The 23,303-nt window shown below is 46.0% G+C and carries 17 protein-coding genes and 1 pseudogene; 9 read left to right on the forward strand and 9 right to left on the reverse strand.

Annotated elements, in window-relative coordinates:
* Nucleotides 1–252 precede the first annotated feature (252 nt).
* The 6 genes from H6629_22225 to H6629_22250 form a co-directional block, all read right to left on the reverse strand.
* Nucleotides 253–1,764 carry a serine hydrolase gene (locus tag H6629_22225; GenBank protein MCB9070501.1) on the reverse strand — a complete coding sequence of 504 codons (1,512 nt, stop codon included), beginning with the start codon at nt 1,762–1,764 and terminating at the stop codon, nt 253–255.
* 38 nt (nt 1,765–1,802) lie between these two features.
* The gene (locus H6629_22230) at nt 1,803–4,229 is read right to left on the reverse strand and encodes a TonB-dependent receptor (GenBank protein MCB9070502.1); all 2,427 of its coding nucleotides are present in this window, start codon (nt 4,227–4,229) and stop codon (nt 1,803–1,805) included.
* A gap of 183 nt (nt 4,230–4,412) precedes the next feature.
* Nucleotides 4,413–5,738, reverse strand: coding sequence for a vanadium-dependent haloperoxidase (locus tag H6629_22235; protein ID MCB9070503.1), 1,326 nt, complete (start codon nt 5,736–5,738; stop codon nt 4,413–4,415).
* A gap of 109 nt (nt 5,739–5,847) precedes the next feature.
* Nucleotides 5,848–6,663 (reverse strand): methyltransferase domain-containing protein, encoded by an 816-nt coding sequence (locus tag H6629_22240; protein MCB9070504.1) that lies wholly within the window; start codon nt 6,661–6,663, stop codon nt 5,848–5,850.
* Nucleotides 6,664–6,878: 215 nt separating this feature from the next.
* Nucleotides 6,879–8,690, reverse strand: coding sequence for a beta galactosidase jelly roll domain-containing protein (locus tag H6629_22245; protein MCB9070505.1), 1,812 nt, complete (start codon nt 8,688–8,690; stop codon nt 6,879–6,881).
* Nucleotides 8,691–8,886: 196 nt separating this feature from the next.
* The gene (locus tag H6629_22250) at nt 8,887–10,539 is read right to left on the reverse strand and encodes a cellulase family glycosylhydrolase (GenBank protein MCB9070506.1); all 1,653 of its coding nucleotides are present in this window, start codon (nt 10,537–10,539) and stop codon (nt 8,887–8,889) included.
* 344 nt (nt 10,540–10,883) lie between these two features.
* Here H6629_22250 and H6629_22255 point away from each other — a divergent pair, with 344 nt between their 5' ends.
* The 5 genes from H6629_22255 to H6629_22275 all read left to right on the forward strand — a co-directional run bounded on the left by H6629_22255 (nt 10,884) and on the right by H6629_22275 (nt 17,681).
* Nucleotides 10,884–11,780 carry an ABC transporter ATP-binding protein gene (locus tag H6629_22255; GenBank protein MCB9070507.1) on the forward strand — a complete coding sequence of 299 codons (897 nt, stop codon included), beginning with the start codon at nt 10,884–10,886 and terminating at the stop codon, nt 11,778–11,780.
* 122 nt (nt 11,781–11,902) lie between these two features.
* A complete protein-coding gene (locus tag H6629_22260) occupies nt 11,903–15,508 on the forward strand; it encodes a hypothetical protein (GenBank protein MCB9070508.1) in 3,606 nt (1,201 codons plus the stop codon).
* 78 nt (nt 15,509–15,586) lie between these two features.
* Nucleotides 15,587–16,549, forward strand: coding sequence for a sensor histidine kinase (locus H6629_22265; GenBank protein MCB9070509.1), 963 nt, complete (start codon nt 15,587–15,589; stop codon nt 16,547–16,549).
* A 411-nt stretch (nt 16,550–16,960) separates the two neighbouring features.
* Nucleotides 16,961–17,545, forward strand: a complete 585-nt coding sequence (locus H6629_22270) for a response regulator (protein MCB9070510.1) — start codon at nt 16,961–16,963, stop codon at nt 17,543–17,545.
* Nucleotides 17,502–17,681, forward strand: coding sequence for a hypothetical protein (locus tag H6629_22275; protein ID MCB9070511.1), 180 nt, complete (start codon nt 17,502–17,504; stop codon nt 17,679–17,681). Before H6629_22270 ends, H6629_22275 begins: the two co-directional genes overlap by 44 nt.
* A 43-nt stretch (nt 17,682–17,724) precedes the next feature.
* Here the strand turns inward: H6629_22275 and H6629_22280 are convergent, their stop codons facing one another.
* The gene (locus H6629_22280) at nt 17,725–17,868 is read right to left on the reverse strand and encodes a hypothetical protein (GenBank protein ID MCB9070512.1); all 144 of its coding nucleotides are present in this window, start codon (nt 17,866–17,868) and stop codon (nt 17,725–17,727) included.
* Between the two features lie 89 nt (nt 17,869–17,957).
* Nucleotides 17,958–18,302 carry a hypothetical protein gene (locus H6629_22285; protein MCB9070513.1) on the reverse strand — a complete coding sequence of 115 codons (345 nt, stop codon included), beginning with the start codon at nt 18,300–18,302 and terminating at the stop codon, nt 17,958–17,960.
* Nucleotides 18,303–21,001: 2,699 nt separating this feature from the next.
* Between H6629_22285 and H6629_22290 the strand changes: the two are divergent.
* A pseudogene (locus tag H6629_22290) lies at nt 21,002–21,525 on the forward strand (GNAT family N-acetyltransferase).
* A 128-nt stretch (nt 21,526–21,653) separates the two neighbouring features.
* Nucleotides 21,654–22,088: a hypothetical protein gene (locus H6629_22295; GenBank protein MCB9070514.1), complete on the forward strand. Its 435-nt coding sequence runs from the start codon at nt 21,654–21,656 to the stop codon at nt 22,086–22,088.
* 228 nt (nt 22,089–22,316) lie between these two features.
* Here H6629_22295 and H6629_22300 read toward each other — a convergent pair whose 3' ends face one another.
* The gene (locus tag H6629_22300; protein MCB9070515.1) at nt 22,317–22,514 is read right to left on the reverse strand and encodes a hypothetical protein; all 198 of its coding nucleotides are present in this window, start codon (nt 22,512–22,514) and stop codon (nt 22,317–22,319) included.
* 137 nt (nt 22,515–22,651) lie between these two features.
* Between H6629_22300 and H6629_22305 the strand changes: the two genes are divergently transcribed.
* Nucleotides 22,652–22,876, forward strand: a complete 225-nt coding sequence (locus tag H6629_22305; protein ID MCB9070516.1) for a DNA-binding protein — start codon at nt 22,652–22,654, stop codon at nt 22,874–22,876.
* A 39-nt stretch (nt 22,877–22,915) separates the two neighbouring features.
* Nucleotides 22,916–23,299, forward strand: coding sequence for a VOC family protein (locus H6629_22310; GenBank protein MCB9070517.1), 384 nt, complete (start codon nt 22,916–22,918; stop codon nt 23,297–23,299).
* The last annotated feature ends 4 nt before the right edge of the window (nt 23,300–23,303 follow it).

Here is a 23,303-nt window from a genome sequence, read left to right on the forward strand (position 1 = left end):
AAGCTTATTCAAATATAAAAGATCGTGACCCAAAGCCCGGTAGTATCCCGGACACAAAATGTAACGATACTATTTTCTGTACCCAAATGAGGCACTGTTTATCCCATAGATGCGGAATGTGATTGCGAATTCCTCGCAAATTGCGCAAGACGAGTAGTTTTTGTTCCCGCTATTTTCGATGATTGAACCGTATATAAGTTTCAAAAAGGTTTTTTAGTGAGAAACCCCTGAATACCAAGTGGTTGTATTTTATCAATTTACGCCCAGCTTAATCAATTTGGGCTTGGGATCTTCAAAATCCGGATCAACAGCCAACGATTTTTTGAAATAGCGAATCGCATTCAATGTATCGCCCTCAGCCAATAACGCATCTCCAAAACTGTCGTAAACGTTCGGTGATTCCGGAAATTCATCAATGTTGAATTGAAATACTTCTTTTGCAAGTTCAAATTTGTCCGCCTCGATCAGGCTATGCCCCAACGTGTTTAATACATACTCTCCGGTTTGATATCTATCTGCTGAATCGCTCTTTAATTTATGCCATAAAACTTTGGCAGAATCGATGCCATTTTTGGCCATTTGATCGCCAAAAGGGAATCTGCCAGATACTTTGTAATCTTTAATCCCCAAATCCAATATCACTTCGATGGTTGCATTAGCAATCCGAGCCGTTCGGGAACTGTTGCGATTTGCCATGACAACAATGCTGATTTCTTCTTCAGGATATAAGATTAACTGGGTTTCGAACCCGGTATCTTCACCGTTATGAAGGATTGTTTTTTTACCGGCATATTCCTGCAGAAACCAGCCCAACCCGATTTTTCCGCCCCAGGGCGTATCAAATTCGGGCTGAAACAGCCGGGCAAATGTCGATGGTTTTAAAATTTCAAGTTGATTTAACTTGCTGTAATTTAAATTGATAATGCCCCACTTACACATATCCACAACATTGGAATGAAGCGTTGAACTCGGTGCGTGTTTTCTATTGTAAGGGTAATGCTGCCAACGTTCTGTTGACAATCTGAGCAGATGTGCTGCCGCCCAGTTATCCGGCAGATAATCGGGTTTCGAATACGTGGTGGCACGCATTCCCGTTGGGTTTAAAACATGATGTTGCATGTAATCTTCAAACGACATTCCCGAAACTTTGGCAATCACATCACCCAGACATTCAAAACCGGGATTGCTGTATGTGAATTGGCTGCCGGATGGAAATAAAAGTTTTTCGCCAGCAATGCTCCGGACGTATTTCTCCAATGCATCCTCTCCAAAAGAAGGATTTTCCCAATCATAGCTACCCGTAGTTATGGGCAACCCGGATGTATGGGTCAACAAATGCCTGATGGTAACCGTTTCGTGGCCGTTTTCCGCCAGTTTAAAATAGGGCAGATATTTTACAACCGGATCGTCCAGACTGAGTTTACCTTTTTCAGCCAGTTGTAAAATTGCTGTTGCCACAAACGGTTTCGAAATGGATGCCATGTGGTAAACGGTATGAATGGAAGCTTCCTTTCTGGTTTCGATATCTTCAAAACCAAATGCCTTTGCGTAAATGATTTCCGTCCCTTTTGTTACGCCAATGGCAACGCTCACACATTTATGGTCAATCATAATGCGTCGGATATACGGCGTTAGCTCGTCCTCCAATTTCTGTCCAATGGGACCGGATATGATTTCGTCCGGCAATTTTTCCGGTTCCGTCTGGCATGAAACCAACAATAGCAAAATGAATAGTATTTGTGCAAAATACATTAAGTTACGCAATATGATGATCTCCGATAAATGATGTGTTTTTTGGTAGTTTACAGTTTAACCGTCAAACCCAGTGATGGAACGATCGGCCACAATTCCACTTCCTCGCGATTGGGTAATCCCTGCCGGGTGAACCGGTAGCTATACCCGTAAATATTTTTAAAGTTTAACACATTGCTGACATCCAGAAACGCCACCATTCGGGCGTTGCCCATTGCGAATTCCCGGCTGAGCCGAACATCGAGCCGTTTGTATGGCGGCAAATGTTCGGAATTGATGTCGCCTTCCTCCCAAATCCAGCGATCGGCATCGGTGTCAAATTCTGGGACCAACGGGGTGTAGGCAAATCCGCTGCCGTAAAAAGCCCGGAAGTTGAATTTCCAGCCGCTGCCGAGTTGCATATCGCCAACTGCCGACAGCGTGTGACGCTGGTCGGTGTATCGCGGGAACGCGCCGCGATTGTCGTCGATTAAATCTTCTTTTGCGCTGAGCAAGCCGTAGCTCAGCCAGCCGTAAAAACGCTTCATCGACAGCACTGCGTGCAGGTCAATGCCTTTCACAAAACCGGTGGCGTCGTTCCGGCGAGTGTAAAAAATGTTGCCGTCGCCGCCGATTTCGGAATGGATCAAATCGTCGTAATCCTTGTAATAGCTTTCGATACGTAACCTGAGGTTGTCGCTGCCGTTGCCCGTGTTCAGCAAAAATCCGCGTTCGAGGCTAAAAATGTAGTGGGTTGCGCGAATCGCCTGAGTGTTCGTATCCGATGCCACCGGCGAGGCAATTTGCCGGTAAATCGGCGATTGGTAATAATGCCCCCACGCGCCGCGAACCGTCCACTCACCCAAACCGCTGTATGACGCGCTGATCCGCGGACTGATGTTCAGATCTCTGTTGATATCGAAATAATCTGCTCGCCCGCCGATGCTGAGCAGCAGCTTGTCCGATGCCTGCCAAACGTCCTCCAGATAACCCGCCAGCTTGTATGAATCCGCCCGGATTTGCTGATCCGCCGGATCGATATAATTGTTGTCGATAACGTTCACCGTCGTGTCCGGATAATTCTCAAAATCGAAGCGTTCGACAATCGTTTCCCGGTCCACCTGATCCTGCCGGTAGCGAATATCCTGATAGCTGATGCCTGCCTTAAGTTGATGAAACGGATGAATTTGCGCGTCGATATCCGATTTCATTTCCAGCGTTTTGATGCGCAAATCGTTTTCTTCGATATCATCCACATCGATTCTGTAAAAATAATTCTGGTTGGCTTCGATGGCCACATTGCGATTGAAAATTTCGTGATAGCGCTCCTCTTCCAACTGATCGTAATACGAGACTTCCGTGCGCAGCAACAGGTTTTTGCCGATAAAATTGACGCTCTGCAAATCAAACAAATTGCTGAAATAGCGCGCTTTTTCATTCTCTTCGTCGTATCGCGTTTCGGTGAGATTTGCCGGTTCGCCCTGAACCGTGCCTGTTCCGGTGAATGGACCAATCGTTTCGATCTGCGGATCGATCCGGAAATCATCGCCGGCGTGAATAAATTCGAACAGCAGCTTGTTTTTCGGCGTGATGTAAAACGAGGTAACACCCTGAATATCGTAAAATGAGGGGCGCGCGCCGTCCTCCACATCCAACATTGCGAGCACATATTCGAGATAGCTTTTGCGCAGCCCGAGAATAAACGAGCCGCGAGAACTGAGCGGTCCTTCGATGTAGCCATCGAGATTGGTCATGCTGAGCGTGGCGGCGCCGGTGTAGCGTTCCCGGTTGCCTTCGCGATATTCGATATTCAGCACAGAGCTTGCCCGATCGCCGTAACGCGCGCTGAATCCGCCGGTCATCAGGTCCACCTTGCGCATCAAATCGACGTTAAAAATGCCAATGCTGGCGTTGTCCGCTTCCTTCACGTGAAAGGGTTCATACACCTGCGCGCCGTTCACGAGCACCAGATTTTCATCAAAATTGCCGCCGCGAACGTTAAATTTTGCGCTGAATTCGTTATTGGCGGAGATGCCCGGCAACGCCTGAATGGAGCGCATCACGTCCGGAACAATGCTGGATATCTCGCGCACCCGCTCGCTTTGCAGCGATGTGCTGCTCACCTGCGCAGCTTCGCCATCACCGGGATTGGTGTAAACGGTCACTTCCTGCAGCAAAACGCCGGTCGGGATGAGCGCGATACTCAGGGTTTTCCCGCCATCCGCAACGGTAATTGGCGCGGTTTCGGTTTTGTATCCGATAAAGCTGAATTGCAATTGATAATCGCCATTTGCCAGCGAAAGAGAGAATTGCCCGTTTTCGCCGGCGGATGTGCCGATCGATTGCCCGAGCACTTCCACATTGGCAAAACCCAGCGGTTCGTTGGTGGATTGATCGCGAATAACACCCGAAACCGGAAAGGTTTGCGCGTGCAGCGTAATCGGGAAAATACCTGTAAAAATGATAAAAAATAGTAGGACGAAGCGGTTGTTTTTCATGGATTTGTCCGGGTAATTGTTGCCGATAAATCGCTATGAAGCGTATGGAATATACGGCAAATAATACGCCGGAATACCGGGAATGTTGCGAAAAGGGAAGGACGGCCATGTCTATTGTAAAAAGTAAAAATGTCGGGGCGGGTCAGCGCCGCGCCTCGACATTTTTTTCATTCAATCATCAATTTATTCAACCGGCTTCAGGAAATTGTCAATCGCATAGTTGCCGATGGTTGTGCCGAGTCTGTTGCCTTCAACCGAGTCGTAGCGAAAATGGATGCCGAGATACACCCGCGACATCGAGCATTCCATCGCGGCGGATGAAAAACTGGTGAATGAACGGGTTGGCGGATGCATCTCGATTTTTGGGGAAAACGGACCGGATTCATCCACCATTTTCGTGGTCATCGTGAAAGCATACGCATCGCCAAAAGTATTGGCGAGTGCAGACATCGCCGCAGCGCTGGCGCAACCATGCGCGGACGGATACGATGGAAATGCATACGTATGTTTGTGTAAATTATTCCAATCGGTTTCCGGCTCCGTATCGGGATTGCCGTCGTTTTCCGCCCAGCGAATGGCAGTGTATGGTCGCCAGTGGTTGTAAAAAAATTTGTTGTCAAAAACGTTGATGTAGGCATCGTAAATGCTCATGTTGAGCAGGGCAAACATTCGCGCCGTTTTCCACAAATTGAGATGCGCTTTCATTGTGAGATCGCGGGCGAGGCGGTTGTGCGAATTTTCCACGAAATCTTTCCACCACATCGCAAAATGCGCCTGATCCGCAGTGCGGGTTTTGCTGTCATTTCTGCCGACTTCCTTCACTTCATCGAAGGCTTTTGTATATGCATCGCTGGTGATTTCCGGCGGTGGCGGCGAGCGAAACTGATCCGGTGATTTGAGCATAAACGGCTTTGCCACTGCCCAACCCGCGCCAAAAACAAATCCTTCCGGCGTACCGCTGTGTTCATTAAATTCGGCGTAAACACCCGGACCCATCGGGTGCCATTGGTATTCCGCTTCGCCGTTCCAGCCATCACTTTTCCGCAATTCGAGAATGGTTGCTGCAGTTGCCTTTCCAAGTTCAATCCCGGCAGTTTTTGCCGGGCTTTCCTCGATGTCATTCAGCCAGATGTTTAATTCCGCTGCCATATCTGCGCGTTTATCCGGGTATTGATCAACCGCGATTTCAAATGCTGCCTGGGCTGCCGCCGCCATCGGATCAGCATCCCTTGTTTCGCCGGAGAAAGCATATCGGGAATACACCGGATGGATGGTATTTAGCGCATCGTGGATGGCGATGCTCATCATCGCAGTTGATCGTAACCCTTTTAATGTCAAGAGTTTATCATCATCTACTGCCGTTGCCATAATCCGTTCATTCCACGATGCAACAATATCTCCGCTGTAATCCGAAACGACTGTTTTTTCCTGAGCGCAACCTGAAAAAAATATCAGGCTTACGAAAACAATAGCACATTTGCTCCAACTGATGTTGACATAATAATTCATCCAAAAGCCTCCTCAGTGAATGAAGTTTTTGATTTTTTCGATGACGAATCGGGATAAACGATCGGGTGCTTTCAATAGTGGCAGAGAAAAACGCGCAGGAGGTTTGAAGCTATATTTTTGCCAGAATGCAATGCGTTTTGAATGGAATGCGAACGCCGGTGGCAGTTTTGAAATTGGCTAATTGTTGATCGAGTGCAGAAACCACAGCTTGCTGTTTTTCGCCGGTTGCGGCATAAAATCCGGTTGCCATCGGCGTTGCGCTGATGTGTTTCGGCACAAAATTTTGTAATTCCGGTAAATCTAAATCCAGTTGTTGAGGTGCGATCTGTAGCCGGGAAAAACCGTTCTGGGTGAGGAGATTGCGAATGTCGTCAGCAGCAGATAATTGAAATGCGGCAGATAATCCAGTTGATATTTCACTGCCAATATAATCAGAAATCGCCCCGATGAGAACCGAAAAATAGAGATTTTCAGCAATATCGCACCACAAACTGATTGCCAAACGCCCCTCCGGTTTCAGCACGCGCCGCATTTCTCGGAGCGCCGCATCGCGATGTTTTACAAACTGCAAACACTGCGCGCACAAAATGACATCGATGCTGTGATCGGGAAAAGGCAGTTTTTCGGCGCTGCTTTCGTGCCATTGGATGTGCTCGCCAATTGCCGATGTCAACGATTTCGCAACACTCAGCATCCCGGCATTTATGTCCACACCGATGATCCGTCCGGCACTTTTCATTTTTTCTGCTGCGTAACGCGCCGCAATGCCGGTACCACAGCCGATATCGAGAACGGTTTCCCCGGGTTGCACATCTGCAAAATCAACCAGCGCTTTTGCCGCCGGACCGAGAATTACCGGAACGAGGATTTCCTCATACTTTTCCGCTGCATCCGTTGCCAATTGCCATTGGGTTGAAGCTTGCATTTTGTCCTCCAAAAATAGTTCTGAAAAGATATAATGAAAATAGCAAATAAGGAATGATTACACCACTCCACAAAGATGTGGGGAGGAGTGAAGTGTTTGGGTGTTAATGTGTGGACGTGTTATCGTAAAATGTGTTAAATTGTCTGGCATTTATATATCAAAAAAACAACATGTTAACACCTAAACAGTTAAACACACAACAGGTGATCCATTTTTCAGCGCTGTTCGTAAAATGATTTCAGCACGTCAAAAGCCAATTTCTTCTCGCCTTTTTCGGAGAGCAATCCTTTGCGATTCCAGCCGTCCTGAATGCCGGGGAGCGGGCGACGCGGTGAGCGAAAATCGACCAGAATCCACGGTGAAAATCCCTGCAGTTGATCGATGTTTTCGATCATTTTCAGCGTTTCGGTGTAAAGATAGGCTTGATATTCTTCCGTCCAGCGCGTCAATTTGTCACCGTGATGGCCATATTTGGCGCCCGCGCCAAATTCGGATATCAGCACCGGTTTGTTTTGGGTGATTTCCCAGCGAATGCTGCGGGCTTTGTCCGGCAGCCCGTCATACCAGCCGATGTATTGGTTGAAACTGAGCACATCCACCACCGCCGCAAACGGATCATCGATGGTGCGGGTGTTCGGCTTGCCCTCCACATTTCGCTGCTCCAGCGCCGCGCTGATCAGCCGCGTCGGATCGAGTTGCCGCGCCAGCTTCGCCAGATTTGTCAGAAACGCATTCCGTGCATTGCTCGCCGGCGTTTCATTCGCCATCGACCAAATGATCACCGAAGCCCGGTTTTTATCGCGGGAAATCATTGCGGTGAGTTGTGCCGATGCGTTGTGATAGGTCGCTTCGTTTTCCCACAAAATTGTCCAGTACACCGGAATTTCTTCCCACACCAACAGCCCCATTTCGTCCGCCAGTCGCGGCATGTTTTCGTTGTGGGGATAATGCGCCAGCCGCACAAAATTGCAGCCGAGTTCCTTCGCCCAGTTGAGCAACTGCCGTGCATCGGCTTCGGAATACGCCCGACCACCGCGCAGCGGATTTTCTTCGTGAATGCTGATGCCTTTCAAAAATACCGGTGCGCCGTTGAGCAAAATTTTCGTTCCGTTTGTTGTGATTGTGCGAAAGCCGATGCTGTCGCGCAGCTCATCCGCACCGCATTTGAGCCGCACATCGTACAATTTCGGATGCTCCGGCGACCAGCGTTCGAGATTGTTTTCAGCGATTGACAGTTCCGCAAATCCCGCGCGATCGGTGACGATTTCCTGCGTCAATCCCGCTTCCGGGATGCTCACGGAAATCGTTTTTCCTGCAACGTTTTTTCCGGAAAGTTGGACATATCCTGTTATTTTTTCCGGATTTTCCCGATCGAGCTGTATCTGGTAATCGCGGATAAAATTTGCGGGCGTTTCGATCAATTTCACATCGCGGGTGATGCCGCCGTAATTCCACCAATCGGTGTTCAGCGTGGGAACGCCATCGCGTTTGCGTTTGTTGTCCACTTTAACGATCAGAAAATTGCCGGTTTCGTTGAGCAAATCGGTCACCTCAAAATTGAACGGCGTGAACCCGCCGATGTGTTTGCCCAATTTTTTGCCGTTCAGATAGACATCCGCTTCGTAATTCACCGCGCCAAAATAGAGAAAAACCCGGTTCTCCGACGCCGTTTTGCGATAGTCGAACGACGTTTTATACCAGACCGTGCCTTCGTAATAAAACAGGTATTCCTTTTGGGAATTCCAGTCGCCGGGCACGCGGAGGACGTCCGATTGGTCGAAATCGTATTCCACTAAATCCGATTTGTTTTCCGGTTTTACGTTTGTAAAATATGCGCCCTTTCCGGGATTTTCGAAATTCTCAAACGCCTGATAGCGGTAATTGTAAAACCCGTTTTCATACGGATCGACGATGTAATGCCAGTCGCCATTCAGGCTGGTGACTGCGCGGTTGGCGGTGTTGGTAATCAGTTCATTTTGCGCGAACAGAATGAACGGCAGCAGTAAAATAGGAATCAGGTTTCGCATAAAACGTCCTGTTTTTTCAGGATTTATGGTATTTTGCCACAGAGCGCACTGAGATTTTTTAATAAGAAAACACTGTCCAAAAATTGAGTCTAATGATACCTGACATAAAATTTTGTAACAACATCCAAATTCTTCTCCGAATTCCTCTGTGCCTCTGTGGCAAATAAAATCAATTTCGTGGCAAACTAACGAAATTTTATTCCCCGACAGAAATCCAGTCCACCCAGATTTCACCGGAGGTAACCGCAAGTTTGAGTGCGTTTTCACCGGCAGCGAGTTTTGACAGCGAGATCGGCAATTCCTGCCAATCGTTGCCAACATTCAACGATTCGGAATTGCCATTTAGCGATACGTCAATCGTCGCGTTTTCGCCGGTGCTTTTGGCTTTCAGCACAATTTTCGCCGATGTCAAACCGGTATTCCCGAAGCTGTAGCGAACCCACTCATCTTCTTTTAAAACAACACCTTGCTGCGATAGATGATAATCTTCCCGGTGTTCGATAAGCGCGATCTGAACCGGCTCGTTCACCCGGTAAACCGCTGCACGCTGCGATGTATCCGTCACGGAATAGGAGACGCCGTAGCCAGCGTGTCCGTAATTTTCCGCCTCAATTTTCACCGGTGCGCGCCGCAAAATGCTGTTCACCACATCCGGGAAATAGACGCAATTTTCCAATTTGATATTTTCGATCAGCTCGTCAAATGCGCGTTGGGCGACATCCGCTGCGGGCTTTTCGGCAGCATCTTCGCCACCACGGGAATACGCCGCAATCTGGTCCCAATCCGCCGGACGGTTGATGGAATACGGCGTGTTGCGCGTGTCCATTTTTTTCCACGGCCAAAACGACCAGCCGATGTTGTTCGCCTCAAAATATTGGGTGGTCGCCCAGTAAATCGCGTTGCCTTTTTCACCGGTTTCGCCGACCCAAATCGGGGTGTTCAACGTGTCGCGCATGTTAATGTAATGCGAAATATCGTTTAAATTATCCGGGCGATTCCAGCAATAATAATGGAACTGGTAAAACACGTTATCGTCAAACGGTTTGCCGAAAATCGACCAGTCGTTTGACCAGTTCACACCTTCCAGCGTGATCATGTGGTTGGTGTCAACCGCGCGAATGGCGGCGGTAATGCGCCGATACAGCGGCTCCACCAGATGCGCATATTTTTCCGCCGCGCCGGTATTGTGCGGCAACGGCTCGTTGAGCAAATCATACGCCGCAACGGTCGGATTATCGCTGTAACGCTTGGCAATTTTCACCCACAAATCCACCAGTCGATCCTGGTTTCGCACATCCATGAACAGCTCCGGTTCGTCCGCCGGACTGTCGTCGATGTTCGCACCGGTTTGTCCGCCGGGCGCGCCGTGCATGTCGATGATCACGTACAGATTGTGCTTTTCGCACCAGCTCACCAGACTGTCGATGAGCACAAAACTTTCCTCGATAAACTGCGCATCATCGCCTTCGGTGAGAAACAGCCGCGCGTTCAGCGCCGGTCGCACCGAGTTGAAACCCAGCTCCGCGATGCGGGCGATATCCGCTTCGGTGATGTAATATTTGCGAAATTGCTGCCAGAATTCCGCGGCTTTTTCCGCGCCGATCAAATCGCTGACAATCTTTTCGATTTTACGCGGACGGTCGCCTTCTTTGCCGAATTTCCACATATAGCCTTCCGGCAGCAGCCAGTTGCCAAGCCCGACGCCGCGCAGCATAATTTTGTTGCCGTTGCCATCGACAATGTTTTGTCCGTTGGTGCGAAGGAATTGTTTTTCCTGCACTTGCGTATTGCAACCTACGCTAAAAAGTATTGTGGCAATAGTCGATAAAATGATGCCAATCTGTTTCATTGTATTATCCTGGTTTTTTTTGACAGGCATTGCGGAAAATGCCTTTTTCCGAAAAATATACCCAATAGAATCATGAATAAATCTCAAATATCGTACCACTCTAATTACACTTAATAGTCACTATCCCGACCGGTTTTGTGGGCATTTTCAGTTAACAGGTTATTGATTTGATAACCGGAGCTTATCATCGTAATAAGCTAAATCAGAGCAACTTGTTGCAATTCGAATCATATTTTCCGGCATTTGCATCACAACTATCGCGGTTCACCACATAATTTTTTTCTGGCAGGGTTGATTAGGTATAATTCAATGCAACACATGTGATGAAACGAAAGGCATTGCTGATGCGGCTAAAAATTGAACATCTGACCAAAAATTACTGCAATGACGTGATCGCGCTGGACAATCTGAATCTGCAAATTGGGGCGGGGATGTTCGGTTTGCTCGGTCCCAACGGTGCGGGAAAATCGACGCTGATGCGTACCATCGCGACGCTGCAGCAACCGGACAGCGGCAGCATTTTTTTCAACGGCATCGATGCGCTACAAACGCCGATGCAACTGCGGAAAATATTGGGCTATCTGCCGCAGGAATTTGGCGTGTATCCCAAAATTTCAGCCGAAAAATTGCTCGATTATTTCGCAACGTTGAAAGGGATTTCGGATAAAAATGATCGGAAGCGGATGATCGGCGCGGCGCTGGAAATTACCAACCTGACGGATGTGCGCCGCAAAAACGTCAGCGAATATTCGGGCGGGATGAAACAGCGATTTGGCATCGCGCAACTGCTGCTCAACACGCCCAAATTGATCATCGTGGACGAACCCACAGCCGGACTCGATCCGGCGGAACGGCAGCGTTTTTTGAATGTGCTGCGGGAAATCGGCACGGAAAATACGGTCATTTTTTCCACCCACATCGTGGACGACGTGACCGATTTGTGCACCGATTTGGCAATTATGAACAGCGGGAAAATTTTGCAGCACTCAACGCCGGAAAATGCAACATCGGCGCTCGCCGGGAAAATCTGGACAAAATCCATTGAGCGAAATATGCTGGAAGTGGCGGAAAAACAACACCTTGTGCTATCGTCAAATTTCAAGGCTGACCATTCGATGAGCATTCGCGTTTATGCCGAAATGCAGCCGGCAGGGGATTTTTCACCCGAAACGCCGCAACTGGCAGATGCCTATTTTCTGGCGCTGAAAAATGCGGATTTTTCAACGAACGGGCAGAAGTGATGGCGGAAGTTTCACAGTAAAATCAGGGAGATTCCGGGACAAGCCCGGAATGACAGCACGAGAGTGTCGTTCCGGCACATGCAGGAATCCCCGTTTTCAATTCAATCAAAAAGATCAATCCAATGTTCAAAACAATCCTGACATTCGAATTGAAATATTGGCTGCGGCAGCCCTCCGTTTATGCGTATGCGCTGCTGCTGTTTGGCATCGCCGCGCTGGCAATGCACGGCGTTGCCGGCGGGTGGGATGCGCCGTCAGCAACGCCGCAAACGGTGGTCGTTGAAAATTCGCCGCTGCGCATTTCACAGATGATCCAGCTTTACCTCCGCTTCGTCATTTTCCTCATTCCGGCGATTTTCGGCGTGGCAATTTACCGCGATTTCAGCAGCAATATGCACGCGCTGCTCTATGCCTTTCCGTTCACCAAACGGGATTATTTATTCGCGAAATTCTTTGCTGCAACGCTGGTTTTTTGCGGCATCGCTGCCGCAATCGGTTGCGGAATTTTTGCCGGAACGCAGTTGCCGGGCGTCGATCCGGCAAAAATTGCGGCGTTCGATTGGCAACCCTATTTGCACATTTACGGCGTTTACGTGATCCCGAGTGTGTTGTTCTTCGGGACAATCGTATTTGCGACCGTCGCGCTGACGCGGAATATTTACGCCGGGTTTATCGTGATTGTGCTGCTGTTTTTCGGGCAGGCGTTGGCGGAAAATCTGCTCACGGATATTGAACATCCGTTTTGGACAGCGCTGCTCGATCCGTTCGGGGAAACAGCCGCCGTCGCGTACACCAAATATTGGACGTTGGCGGAGCAAAACGCAAATCTGCTGTCGATAACATCGCTGATTGTCGCCAATCGCATGTTCTGGCTGGCAATTGCCGGTGCGGTTTTTACCGCAACTTATCGATATTTTTCATTCAGCCAAACCGCTGTTTCTGTTGGGTTTCGGCGAAGAAAAACAGAACGCGTTGCGAAACATAAAGCCGCAATCACACCCTTTACCCTGCCCGAAGTGCGTTACGAATTTTCCCGGCGCAACCAACTGAAAATGATCTGGCAACTCGCCATCGCCGATCTGAAATACATGCTCAATAGCTGGATGTTCATCAGCATTTTGCTCGCCGGTATCGCAGTGATTTTTTTCCAGCAGGCCCAGATGAATCCCCAATACGGGTTCAAATTGCTGCCGGTCACCTGGCTGATGTTGCGGATTCCCGCATTCCTGTTTTCCGGCGTCATCAATCTGCTCACTTTTTTGTATGCCGGAATGCTGGTGCACCGCGCCCGAATCGCCCGGATGAACCAACTTTTGGACGTTACGCCGGTGCCAAACGGCGCGTTGCTGCTCAGCAAATGGCTCGCGCTGGTTTGCATGCAAATTTTGTTGCTGGCGATTGTCATGCTCACCGGGATTGCGGTGCAGACGCTCAACGGATTTCATGATTTCGAGATCGGGCAATATTTGTTCGCGCTCTACGGGTTGAATTTGCCGGGACATATTGTCTGGGCGTTTGCCGCGATTGTTGTGCAAACCGTGTTCACCAATCCCTATTTGGGGCTGTTTTTGCTGCTGTTGGGATCGATGGGTGTGGCAGGTTTGTCGGAACTGGGCATCGAGCATTTGGTGTTCAAATTCAACATCAGCCCGGATATGATTTTTTCGGACATGAACGGCTACGGCGCAGATTTGCTGCCGTTTTTTATCTACAAAATCTATTGGGGAATGCTCGGCGTGGCGCTGATGTTGGGCGCGTATCTGTTCTGGATTCGCGGGCTGCCGGAATCGTTTCGCGAACGCGTTTCTGACGCAATTCGGCGATTTCGCGGAAAAATTGCTGTGGCGTTGCTGCTGTCGCTGATCGCATTTCTGGCAACGGGAACGGGCATTTATTATTACGACGCGATCCTGCACAAACAGGTCACATCCGACAAACAGGAGCGGCAACTGATCCGCGAATTCCGGCAAACATACGGGCGATTTGCCGGAATCGTTCAGCCGCGAATCACCGACGTAACGGTGGAAATGCAGCTCTTTCCCGAGTTGCAAAATTTTGTGGCAACCGGGGAATATATTCTGGTCAATCGCGCCGCAACAGCGATTGACACGCTGGTGATCAAATGCGGATTTGATGAGCAAACAGAATATCATTTCGATCGCCAAACACGAGCGATTGTGCGGGACATCGCCGCAAAATTTGATGTGCTCACGCTCAGTGAACCGCTGTTGCCCGGCGACAGTTTGCGCATGCAATTCGAGATTCGTAACCTGCCGAACACCATTTTTCAGCGAAATTCCAATGTGCTGGCGAACGGCACATTTATCGGCAGCGATGCGTTTCCGCGATTCGGTTACCGCGATGCCGAGGCAACACCGCATCCGGCAGATGCCGGCGCTCGCCGCAATTCTTACATGGCGATGGATTCGGATTACCTCAATTTTTCGGCGGTGGTGAGCACATCTGCGGATCAGATTGCCATTGCGCCGGGTGATCTGATTCGCCAATGGACCGCAAACGGGCGGCGATTTTTCCACTATCGAACGGATCATCCCATCAAGTTTTATTTCGGTTTTAACTCGGCGCGATACGCTGTGATGCGCGATCGCTGGAACGATGTTGAACTGGAAATTTACCATCATCCGTCGCACAATTACAATTTGCAGCGCATGATGCACGGACTGAAAGCATCGCTGGCGTTTCACAGCGAAAATTTCAGCCCGTATCAGCACAAACTGGCGCGGATCATCGAATTTCCGCTGTCGGAAGGCAGCCACGCCACCACTTTTGCGACCTCTATTCCGTTTTCCGAATATCGCTTTTTGATCGATGTGGATGATCGCGATCCGGCGTCCATTGACTTCCCGTTTTACGTTGCGGCGCACGAACTGGCGCACCAATGGTGGGGAAATCAGGTGATTCCGGCAGATGCGCTCGGCGCGAAAATGCTCACCGAAAGTCTGGCGGAATACGCATCGCTGAAAATTTTGGAACGGGCGCACGGCAAAACGCAAATCCGCAAATTTCTGCGATACAATCTCGAGCGATATTTGCAAGGCAGAACCGGCGAGCGAAAAGGGGAGTCGCCACTCATTTTGTGCCGCAACGATCAGGAATACATCGCCTACGGCAAAGGTGCGCTGGCATTTTACGCGCTCAGCGAATATATTGGTGAAGAACATCTGAGTCGTGCGTTGCGCGGGTTTCTCGAACGCAATCGATTTGCGGGCGCACCGTATCCGACCGCGCCGGATTTGCGCGATGCCGTGAGCGCCGTAACGCCGGATTCGCTGCAATATTTGATTCGAGATATGTTCGAAACGGTCACGTTTTATGATAACAATATCATCGCCGCGAACGTAACCGAACTGGCAAACGGGCAGTTTCAGATTGATCTGGAATTGATGATTCGCAAATATCGTGTTGACGGGCAGCGACAGATTTTCCGCGATGCAACCGGTGATTCGCTGACGTTCCGCAGCGCAGCGACGGCAGAACCTGTGTTTTCGCTGCCGTTGGCGGATTTTGTGGAAATCGCCGTTTACGGCGAATCGGAAAATGGGGAATCAGGGATTCTCTATCGAAAACAACACAAGTTTTCCAGAATTCACAACGTGCTGCAAATTGTCGTCGATCAACCGCCGACGGAGATTTGGATCGATCCGGATTACCGGTTGATTGATGCAAATCCGGGGGATAATTGGGAAAGGATAAAGGATAAAGGATAAAGGGTTAAGGATAAAGTAAGGGAAGTAAAAGTAAAAGATAAAAGGAAAAGAAAAAATTTTACGTGAGATTTGGGATTTATGGTTGAAAAGCATTTGACGGAAACATTTTTGCGCAAACATCTGGAAGCGATGATCCATGTGCTGGCGTTGTTGCAATACTGGTTTTTTATTGAATTTGGTTTGGGGAGTTCATGGGAATCGTTGCCGGAATATCTTGTTTATTATGTGTTTATGTGTCTGCCGATTGTGTTTTATGCGAATGCCTTTTGGCTGATTCCATCGTTTTTGCGTCGCAAAAAATGGCTGGTTTATGTGTTGTTGGCAATGCTGCTGTGCAGCATTTTGGGTGCTATTTTTCTACTGCTGATAATGCTGGCGAACATCGGGCAAACGCTGTTGGCGGCAACGTTGGCAAGTTGTATTTTTCTGGGATTTGTGACATCTTTCGGTTATCGGTTCAGCAAAGATTGGATTGTGAACATCGGCGTGGTGGAAAAACTCAACGCCGAAAAATCGGCGATGGAACTGGCGTTTCTCAAATCGCAAATTGATCCGCATTTTTTGTTCAACACGCTCAATAGTCTGGTTGCGCTGGCGTTGTCCGAAAAAGGGGAGAAAACCGCCGATGCCATCGCCAAGCTGGGCACGCTGATGCGCTATAATTTGCACGATTCGCACGCGGAACGGATTTCGCTGGAAAAGGAAATTGATTATCTGCAAAAATATATCGATCTTCAACAATTGCGAATGAGCGACAATTGCAGGATCGAATTTAACCTGCGCATCGAAAATAAAGATTTGCAGCAACGGAAAATCGCGCCAATGCTGTTGATGCCGATCGTCGAAAATGCGTTCAAATTTGGCGTGCATCCGTCCGAATCGTCTGATATTCGCATCGATTTGCAGATGACAAATCTTTCGCTCGAAATGCAGGTGGAAAATACCATCGTTCGCAAAGCGAGCAAGATGGAATCCGGCGGCATCGGGTTGCAAAATGTCCGCAACCGGTTGCAATTGTTGTATCCGGCAACCATCGATTGATTGCCGAAAACCGGGAAAATCAGTTTATTGTCCGGTTGTCGATTGAATTGACGTGAATTGAATTTTTGCCGCAAAGGCGCGAAGTTCGCGAAGTTTAATAAATATATTGATGAACATTACAATGCTTCCGTTGTGTTACGAGAAAGTCCAAAATAGTGTCATTCCCGCGGAGGCGGGAATCTATGCAATGGCTTTGCGACTTTGCGGCAAAATCGTTTGTTAAATCAAACTTGTGTAGCTGACAGATTATTATTGCTGAAAGACCGGGGATTCCTGCCTACGCAGGAATGACACCTTTCGTAATCTGTCATTGCCTCGAAGGCGGGCAACGCATTAACAACTTCGCGCCCTTTGCGTCTTCGCGGCAAAAAACATTATTTATCCTTTATCCTTAACCCTTTATCCTTTGAAATGATAACATGCATCGCCATAGATGACGAGCCGAAAGCCCTGGAAATTATCCGCAATCACGTGGCGCGGGTGCCCTTTCTATCGCTGGCGCAAACCTTTCTCGATCCGTTTGAGGCAGTGGCATTTGCCAACGATCATCCGGTTGATCTGGTGTTTCTGGACATCAACATGCCGGATATCGACGGATTGCAGCTCACCAAATCTTTTTCCGGCAAACCGCTGATTATTTTTACGACGGCCCACAGCGAATACGCCATCCAAAGTTACGAAGTGGCAGCGGTGGATTATTTGCTGAAACCATTCGATTTCGCCCGCTTTTTGATGGCGGTTACCAAAGCCAAAACGCGGCTGTCGCCGCAGCCAATTGCGGGCAGCGATTTCTTTTTTGTGAATACCGGCAGCCAGAAACGGCGGCTGGTTTACAACGAGATATGCTATATTGAAGGGGAGGGAAATTACGTCAAATATGTTACGAAACCGAGTCGGTGCTGGTTCGTGCATCGATTCGCGAAACCTGGCACAACTGCCGGAATCGCTGTTTGTGCAGATTCATCGCTCGTTTATCGTGTCGCTGCAATATATTGATAAAATTGAGATAACCACGTCACATCGCCAACAAAATGATTCCCGTCGGCGCTACCTGGCGCGATGCGTTTTGAAACGGATTGGGTATTGTATCTATGCAGGAAAAATCGGGGAAAATTCATCGGTGTTGTTGTAGGAAAATTCATCGTTGTGTTGTCGTAGGAAAATTCAGAATTTTCCTACGACAATAAAACAACCGGATTATTCCGTAACCGGATCGTTTTGGTGCGTTTCGGTTTACGGATGATGGACATATCAAAATAATCCATACCGCGATCGCTGTTGCCGATGTGTTTCATACCTAATGTATAGATGTTTTGCATCAATTGGGTTTCAGCGTTTCGCGCGTATCGCACAGGGTTTTGCTTCCTCAAATTCCCATGCAGCAATTGCCTGGCGTGCCGCGACAAAATTATCCCGTATATCCGTAAATTGATCGACAAATGCTGACCGAGATCTCAACATACGTTTGGGCCATCGCAGCAAAACGGTTCATTAATGTGCCGATATTTTCCAGGGTTGGATGGCTGTATTCCCTGAGTCCGAGCGGGAAAAAGGCTTTGTATTCTACAGAATCCGTGCCCCATTTGGCGCTGATTAACCCGTGCTGGCGACGAACCGCTTTAACAAAGGTTTTTTGGGCAGCTTGCATGCTGTAGGTAGCCGATTTTTTTAATACTTCCTGCTGATCCACCACATTTAATGCCTGCACAAAGGCGCTAACTTTGGGTTCGGTGGTAGTGATGGTATCATCCAATGCATTGGCAACGTTATACGCTTTTAGCGTTGCAGGTGATCTTCCCCGAACTTGAAAAACCGCCGGTTGGTAATAAAAGCAGTCTTGAACGGGTTTTTAATATCCGTTTAATCTCCATCCGTGAATCTCTTTTGGTAGGTTTAACATCCGTGTTTGACTGTTAGTATCAGTATTCGTTGGATATGGGATAGTTAGAAAAAATGACAAATACAATTTTTTATAAAAATATGCTAAAATTATTTACATTATCAGATTGTCCTCATTGCTTAAAAGTTTATAAATTGAAAATTGTAAAATATTAAGCATTTACATATAAGTAGGGTTCCTTTCATATTGAATTCTGGAAACAATATATATAAGCAAAAGTTGAAATTTTGAAACCATTTAAAGAAATAAATTTGTGAAGACATCAATGGGTTCAAAAAGCCTTTGCGAAAATGATCAACTGTTATGAAAACATGAAAAATAAGTAAAAACACTGTTTTAACAAAACTGTTTGTAGTTTGCATAAAAGTATCTGAACGATAAAGATAAAAAACATGGACTCAACGCAAATGTTGGACCAAATACTTGGTTCATCATTAAGTCTTCGGATGTCATCTCCATTAAAAGATAAACAAAAATTTTTAACTTCACAACAATATTCATTTAGAAATTTTAAATAAAATAGTCACAAGTCGCCAGATTTTTAATACCACCTAAAATAAGATGGCTAAAAAATACACATTTGTGTTCATTTTTAATGATGAACCGTTGATATATGTTATCACAGATATTTCAACATTCAATATGATAGTCATTTGAATGGTTACATTTATTAAAATCGTGTATTTGGAAAGATTTAAAAAGATTATTCAAAAATATAATGGTGAATTTTCGAAAAATTTGTGAATTATTTTAAATCACTAAAGTCGGAGATACGACTGAATAGGATCTATGTTAGAGGAAATATGAAATAGTGAATAATCAAACTTACAATAGATATGAACTTTTAGTAATGATTAAATTTAGAAGAAGGATTTAGGATGAATTTTTATAAGCAAGTTTTGATTGAAAGAAACATAACGAAAAAATTATTGGTCTTTAATTTATATGAAAAAGATTTCAAAGAATAAACGATAAGATTCATTTGATTATAAAAGAGATTTATTGCTGAGGACAATTTAAACCGAAAACAGGTTATTAATATTTAATAAAGGAGATGGTATAAATATAATTAAGCAGAAATCTAGAATAAAAAATTGGCAATTATATACTGATGGAAATTAGTATAAATGATATGTACTGTTTTTGAAAATCGAAAGACACGTTAAATTTAGTTCAAAAAATTCATATGGTAGAAAGAAATCAAAAATGTGACTAACCCCTAAACGATTCTCAAAGCAACTCGATTGATCATATGAACATATAGATGTTTTTGCGATATAAGATTTTCATCTGAAAACTGAATTACATTCAGATAGCGAGTATAAAATAAAAGAAAGTCTTTTTAAAAGAAGTCAATTTATTGAAAGAAAAACATTTCTCATTGTATAAATTACAGTATTCAATAATTGTTCGAAGAATTGGTTAAATTTGTTCCTCTCTTGGGAGAAAATTCTTACCAGAATGGAAACATAGCGAATTTCACATACTATTAATGATGTATCTTTGCAATTACAAAACTTATAAGATTTCGTTACTATTTCAAGCTCTTAATAAACAAATCTTTTTAATGAAATTTACGATTTATGATTTAAACAAAAACTCAGAAAAACGATAAGAAAAACAAAACAAAATATTGTTAATACTTTAAAGGTTTAACATATTCGACATATTTCAAAATTGCAGTTACGTAATTTAAGTTTACAGAAGGGGATCAGGAAACATCGTTATCAGATATATAAGAAGAAGGAAAAAATTAAATTTAAAGCTATTTAGATTGTATCACCACAAGAGATTTTAATATATTGTGAATAAACCTTGGTATTTGAAGTGAGGAAATCCATTTTTCTAAAGTTGACTTTAAAAAAAATTTTAGAGGAACGCATTAATAAGAATATTACAAGATTTCACATTAATTTTTGGATTTGAAGTAAAAAAATTTTTCAATTGTTGGGTGTTTTTAAAAAACCGTAAAAAAAGATGTTAAGACAATTGAAAAAAAGTTGGTGGACTATTTTTTATTAATTAGCCAATACTTTTGTTGGCTTCAATTTTATTAACCACAGACTTTTAACAGGTTTAGAAATTTCAGAAATAAATGTTTAAAATTAATGACTATCAATCCCGTTTGCATTATCTAAAAATTCATGGTGTTCAGACTATATTAAAGTCTATTTAAAGTTTTCATACCAATGAAATCAAAGTTACAAAAAATGGGAAATTTGGTAGCAATAATTGATACAATGAAAATTTCAAAATAATGAAGAGTTGGAGAACTGTTTGCGTTATTAAATCAAATTAAACAATTACTTATCGATAAAGAAAATCTCAATACGCCAATTGAAGATGCTGAAAAGCGTGAAGAACAAATGTCGAAACTAAGGAGTTTAAAGGAAAGACAAATGAAAGGTTGTCTGAACTATCAAGATATAAAATCACAGGACACTTATCTAATTAATGTTTATGCTATTGGAGTTTAAATACATTAAAATATTAAAGAAAAAATATTCTATTTTAAAACTAATAGTTTTAATTTTTGCACTGATAATCTAATAATGACAACCCACCATAACCTCCGCAAAGCAACCATCCACGATCTGGCAACCCTGTGCCATTGGGATGAACAGGCACACGTTATTGCATCCGATCCCAACGACGATTGGGAATGGGAATATGAATTAACCCGTGATCCCGAATGGCGGAGCAACTGATTGCGGAACTGGACGGGCAGCCGCTCGGGTTTGTGCAGATTATTGATCCGGCAGCGGAAGAACGCATTATTGGGGAAACATCGGGGAAAACAAACGGCCATCGATATCTGGATCGGGGATAAAGAAACCTGGGCAAAGTACGGAACGCAAATGATGCGTCTGGCGCTGGATCGCTGTTTTGCGGATGAACACGTTACCGAGGTTATTATCGATCCGTTGGCATCCAATATCGATGCCATCCGTTTTACCAACGGATCGGGTTTGTGTTTGTGGAACAACGCACCTTTGGCGATGATCAATGCGACGTTTACGCTATCACCCGGCAACAATGGCGGGATAAACAACCGGAACAACGGCACGGAAAATAATAATTGTAATTGTCGGGATTATTCATCATAATAATCGTAGGAAAATTCATGAATTTTCCTGTTGTTGTAGATAAAATTCATGAATTTTATCTACATATTATCAATCACCATATCAATATCAATCAACAATGACATTGTTCAACAACCGATTCCGGTCCGAACCGAACCGTTGGCAATGGTGGGATTATTCCGCACCGGGTTCCTATTTTATCACCGTATGCATATTGGACAAACATCCGTTGTTGGGGCAGATTATTGACGGCGAAATGCATCTGTCCGAATGCGGCGCCATCGTTGCCAAACAATTCCCGTTGATTGCGGAATATCACCCGCGCGTCCGGTTGGACGAATGGGTGATCATGCCCGATCATATCCATTGCATTATTACGTTGGGGATTATCAACATCACAACGGTATTGCCGTTGCCGGGGATAACACCGGTGGTGGTGATATATGCACAAGTCCAACCCCGCGACATTAAACAATACCGCAAATGCCGTCGGATGATCATCCGATGTCATCGGCAAATTAAAATGCAAACGTCAAACAGATCAATCTGTTGATGAACACCCCGGACAAAAATTGGAACGATTACCACGATCGTCATCCGCAATAGCACCGAATATTGGCAATCAAACAATAATCATCAACAATCCCGAAAATGTGGGACAACCGACAATAACGCGGCAATGATCGTAATGGTGCGTCGTAGATAAAATTCGAATTTTAGTATTCAATTGGTTATCACCGCAACAAACCCCCGATCCCCCAACCCCCGACCACAATAATATTCACCGCCGAAAATGACGCCGTAAAAAATCCACCGCGATATTCACCGCCGAAAATGCCATCGTAAAAAAACCATCGCGATATTCACCCCCCAAAACGGCATCGTCAAAACGCACATCGCGATATCCACCGCCGATAACGGTATTGTAAAATTTACAAAGGCATATCCACCGCCGAAAATAACACTGTAAAAAAAACATCGCGATTTCCCCGCTGATTCTGTCGCAAATCACCCCGCATATTGCCGTTTCTGCACCTTTCGCTTTGGCTCAATCCATATTATATTGATGGAGCATGTAAATCGGATGTGTTCAAACACGACAAAATGGATCAAACAATGAAACCATCAACAGCAAAACAGTCCCAATTAACGCCAGACCTGCCGGGAAAACTGGCAGCACCGGCGCAGCGGGCATTGACGAATGCGGGTATTACATCATTAAAGCAGCTCTCCGGGTTCCGCGAAAGCACGATCGCCGGGTTGCACGGCATCGGTAAAAACGCGCTTGAGCAACTGCGTCAGGCGTTAGCAAATGCCGGATTGTCTTTCGCTGAGGAATAAAAAAGTAGTGTGCCAAAACCAATCAGAAAGGACATTCAAATGTTAACAGAAGCCAAAGCATTTAGCGGATTTTCCGTAAATGATATCCATACAGCCAAAAAATTTTACAGCCAAACGCTCGGTCTGGCAGTTGCGGAAGTGCCGGAAATGGGCGGTTTGCTGAAATTAGAGCTTGCGGGCGGCAACAATGTGTTGCTGTATGAAAAACCCGGTCATGCGCCGGCGACATACACCGTGCTCAATTTCCCGGTTGCAGATGTGGACAAAACCGTGGACGAACTGACCCGGCGCGGCGTGCAGTTCGAACAATATGGCGGCGAAATCGCCACCGATACAAAAGGTGTGTTTCGCGGCGGCGGACCGTTGATTGCCTGGTTTACCGATCCGGCCGGCAATATTCTTTCGGTAATCGAGGATAAATAGAACC

It is taken from the genome of Calditrichia bacterium, from assembly GCA_020634975.1.
Lineage (GTDB): Bacteria > Calditrichota > Calditrichia > RBG-13-44-9 > J075 > JACKAQ01.

Bases quoted from the DNA above. Each gene is read 5' to 3' on its own strand.
- H6629_22230 (MCB9070502.1), bottom strand. From the start codon at position 4,229: ATGAAAAACAACCGCTTCGTCCTACTATTTTTTATCATTTTTACAGGT.
- H6629_22235 (MCB9070503.1), bottom strand. From the start codon at position 5,738: ATGAATTATTATGTCAACATCAGTTGGAGCAAATGTGCTATTGTTTTC.
- H6629_22240 (MCB9070504.1), bottom strand. From the start codon at position 6,663: ATGCAAGCTTCAACCCAATGGCAATTGGCAACGGATGCAGCGGAAAAG.
- H6629_22245 (MCB9070505.1), bottom strand. From the start codon at position 8,690: ATGCGAAACCTGATTCCTATTTTACTGCTGCCGTTCATTCTGTTCGCG.
- H6629_22250 (MCB9070506.1), bottom strand. From the start codon at position 10,539: ATGAAACAGATTGGCATCATTTTATCGACTATTGCCACAATACTTTTT.
- H6629_22255 (MCB9070507.1), top strand. From the start codon at position 10,884: ATGCGGCTAAAAATTGAACATCTGACCAAAAATTACTGCAATGACGTG.
- H6629_22260 (MCB9070508.1), top strand. From the start codon at position 11,903: ATGTTCAAAACAATCCTGACATTCGAATTGAAATATTGGCTGCGGCAG.
- H6629_22265 (MCB9070509.1), top strand. From the start codon at position 15,587: ATGGTTGAAAAGCATTTGACGGAAACATTTTTGCGCAAACATCTGGAA.
- H6629_22270 (MCB9070510.1), top strand. From the start codon at position 16,961: ATGATAACATGCATCGCCATAGATGACGAGCCGAAAGCCCTGGAAATT.
- H6629_22280 (MCB9070512.1), bottom strand. From the start codon at position 17,868: ATGCAAAACATCTATACATTAGGTATGAAACACATCGGCAACAGCGAT.
- H6629_22295 (MCB9070514.1), top strand. From the start codon at position 21,654: ATGACATTGTTCAACAACCGATTCCGGTCCGAACCGAACCGTTGGCAA.
- H6629_22300 (MCB9070515.1), bottom strand. From the start codon at position 22,514: ATGTTTTTTTTACAGTGTTATTTTCGGCGGTGGATATGCCTTTGTAAA.
- H6629_22305 (MCB9070516.1), top strand. From the start codon at position 22,652: ATGAAACCATCAACAGCAAAACAGTCCCAATTAACGCCAGACCTGCCG.
- H6629_22310 (MCB9070517.1), top strand. From the start codon at position 22,916: ATGTTAACAGAAGCCAAAGCATTTAGCGGATTTTCCGTAAATGATATC.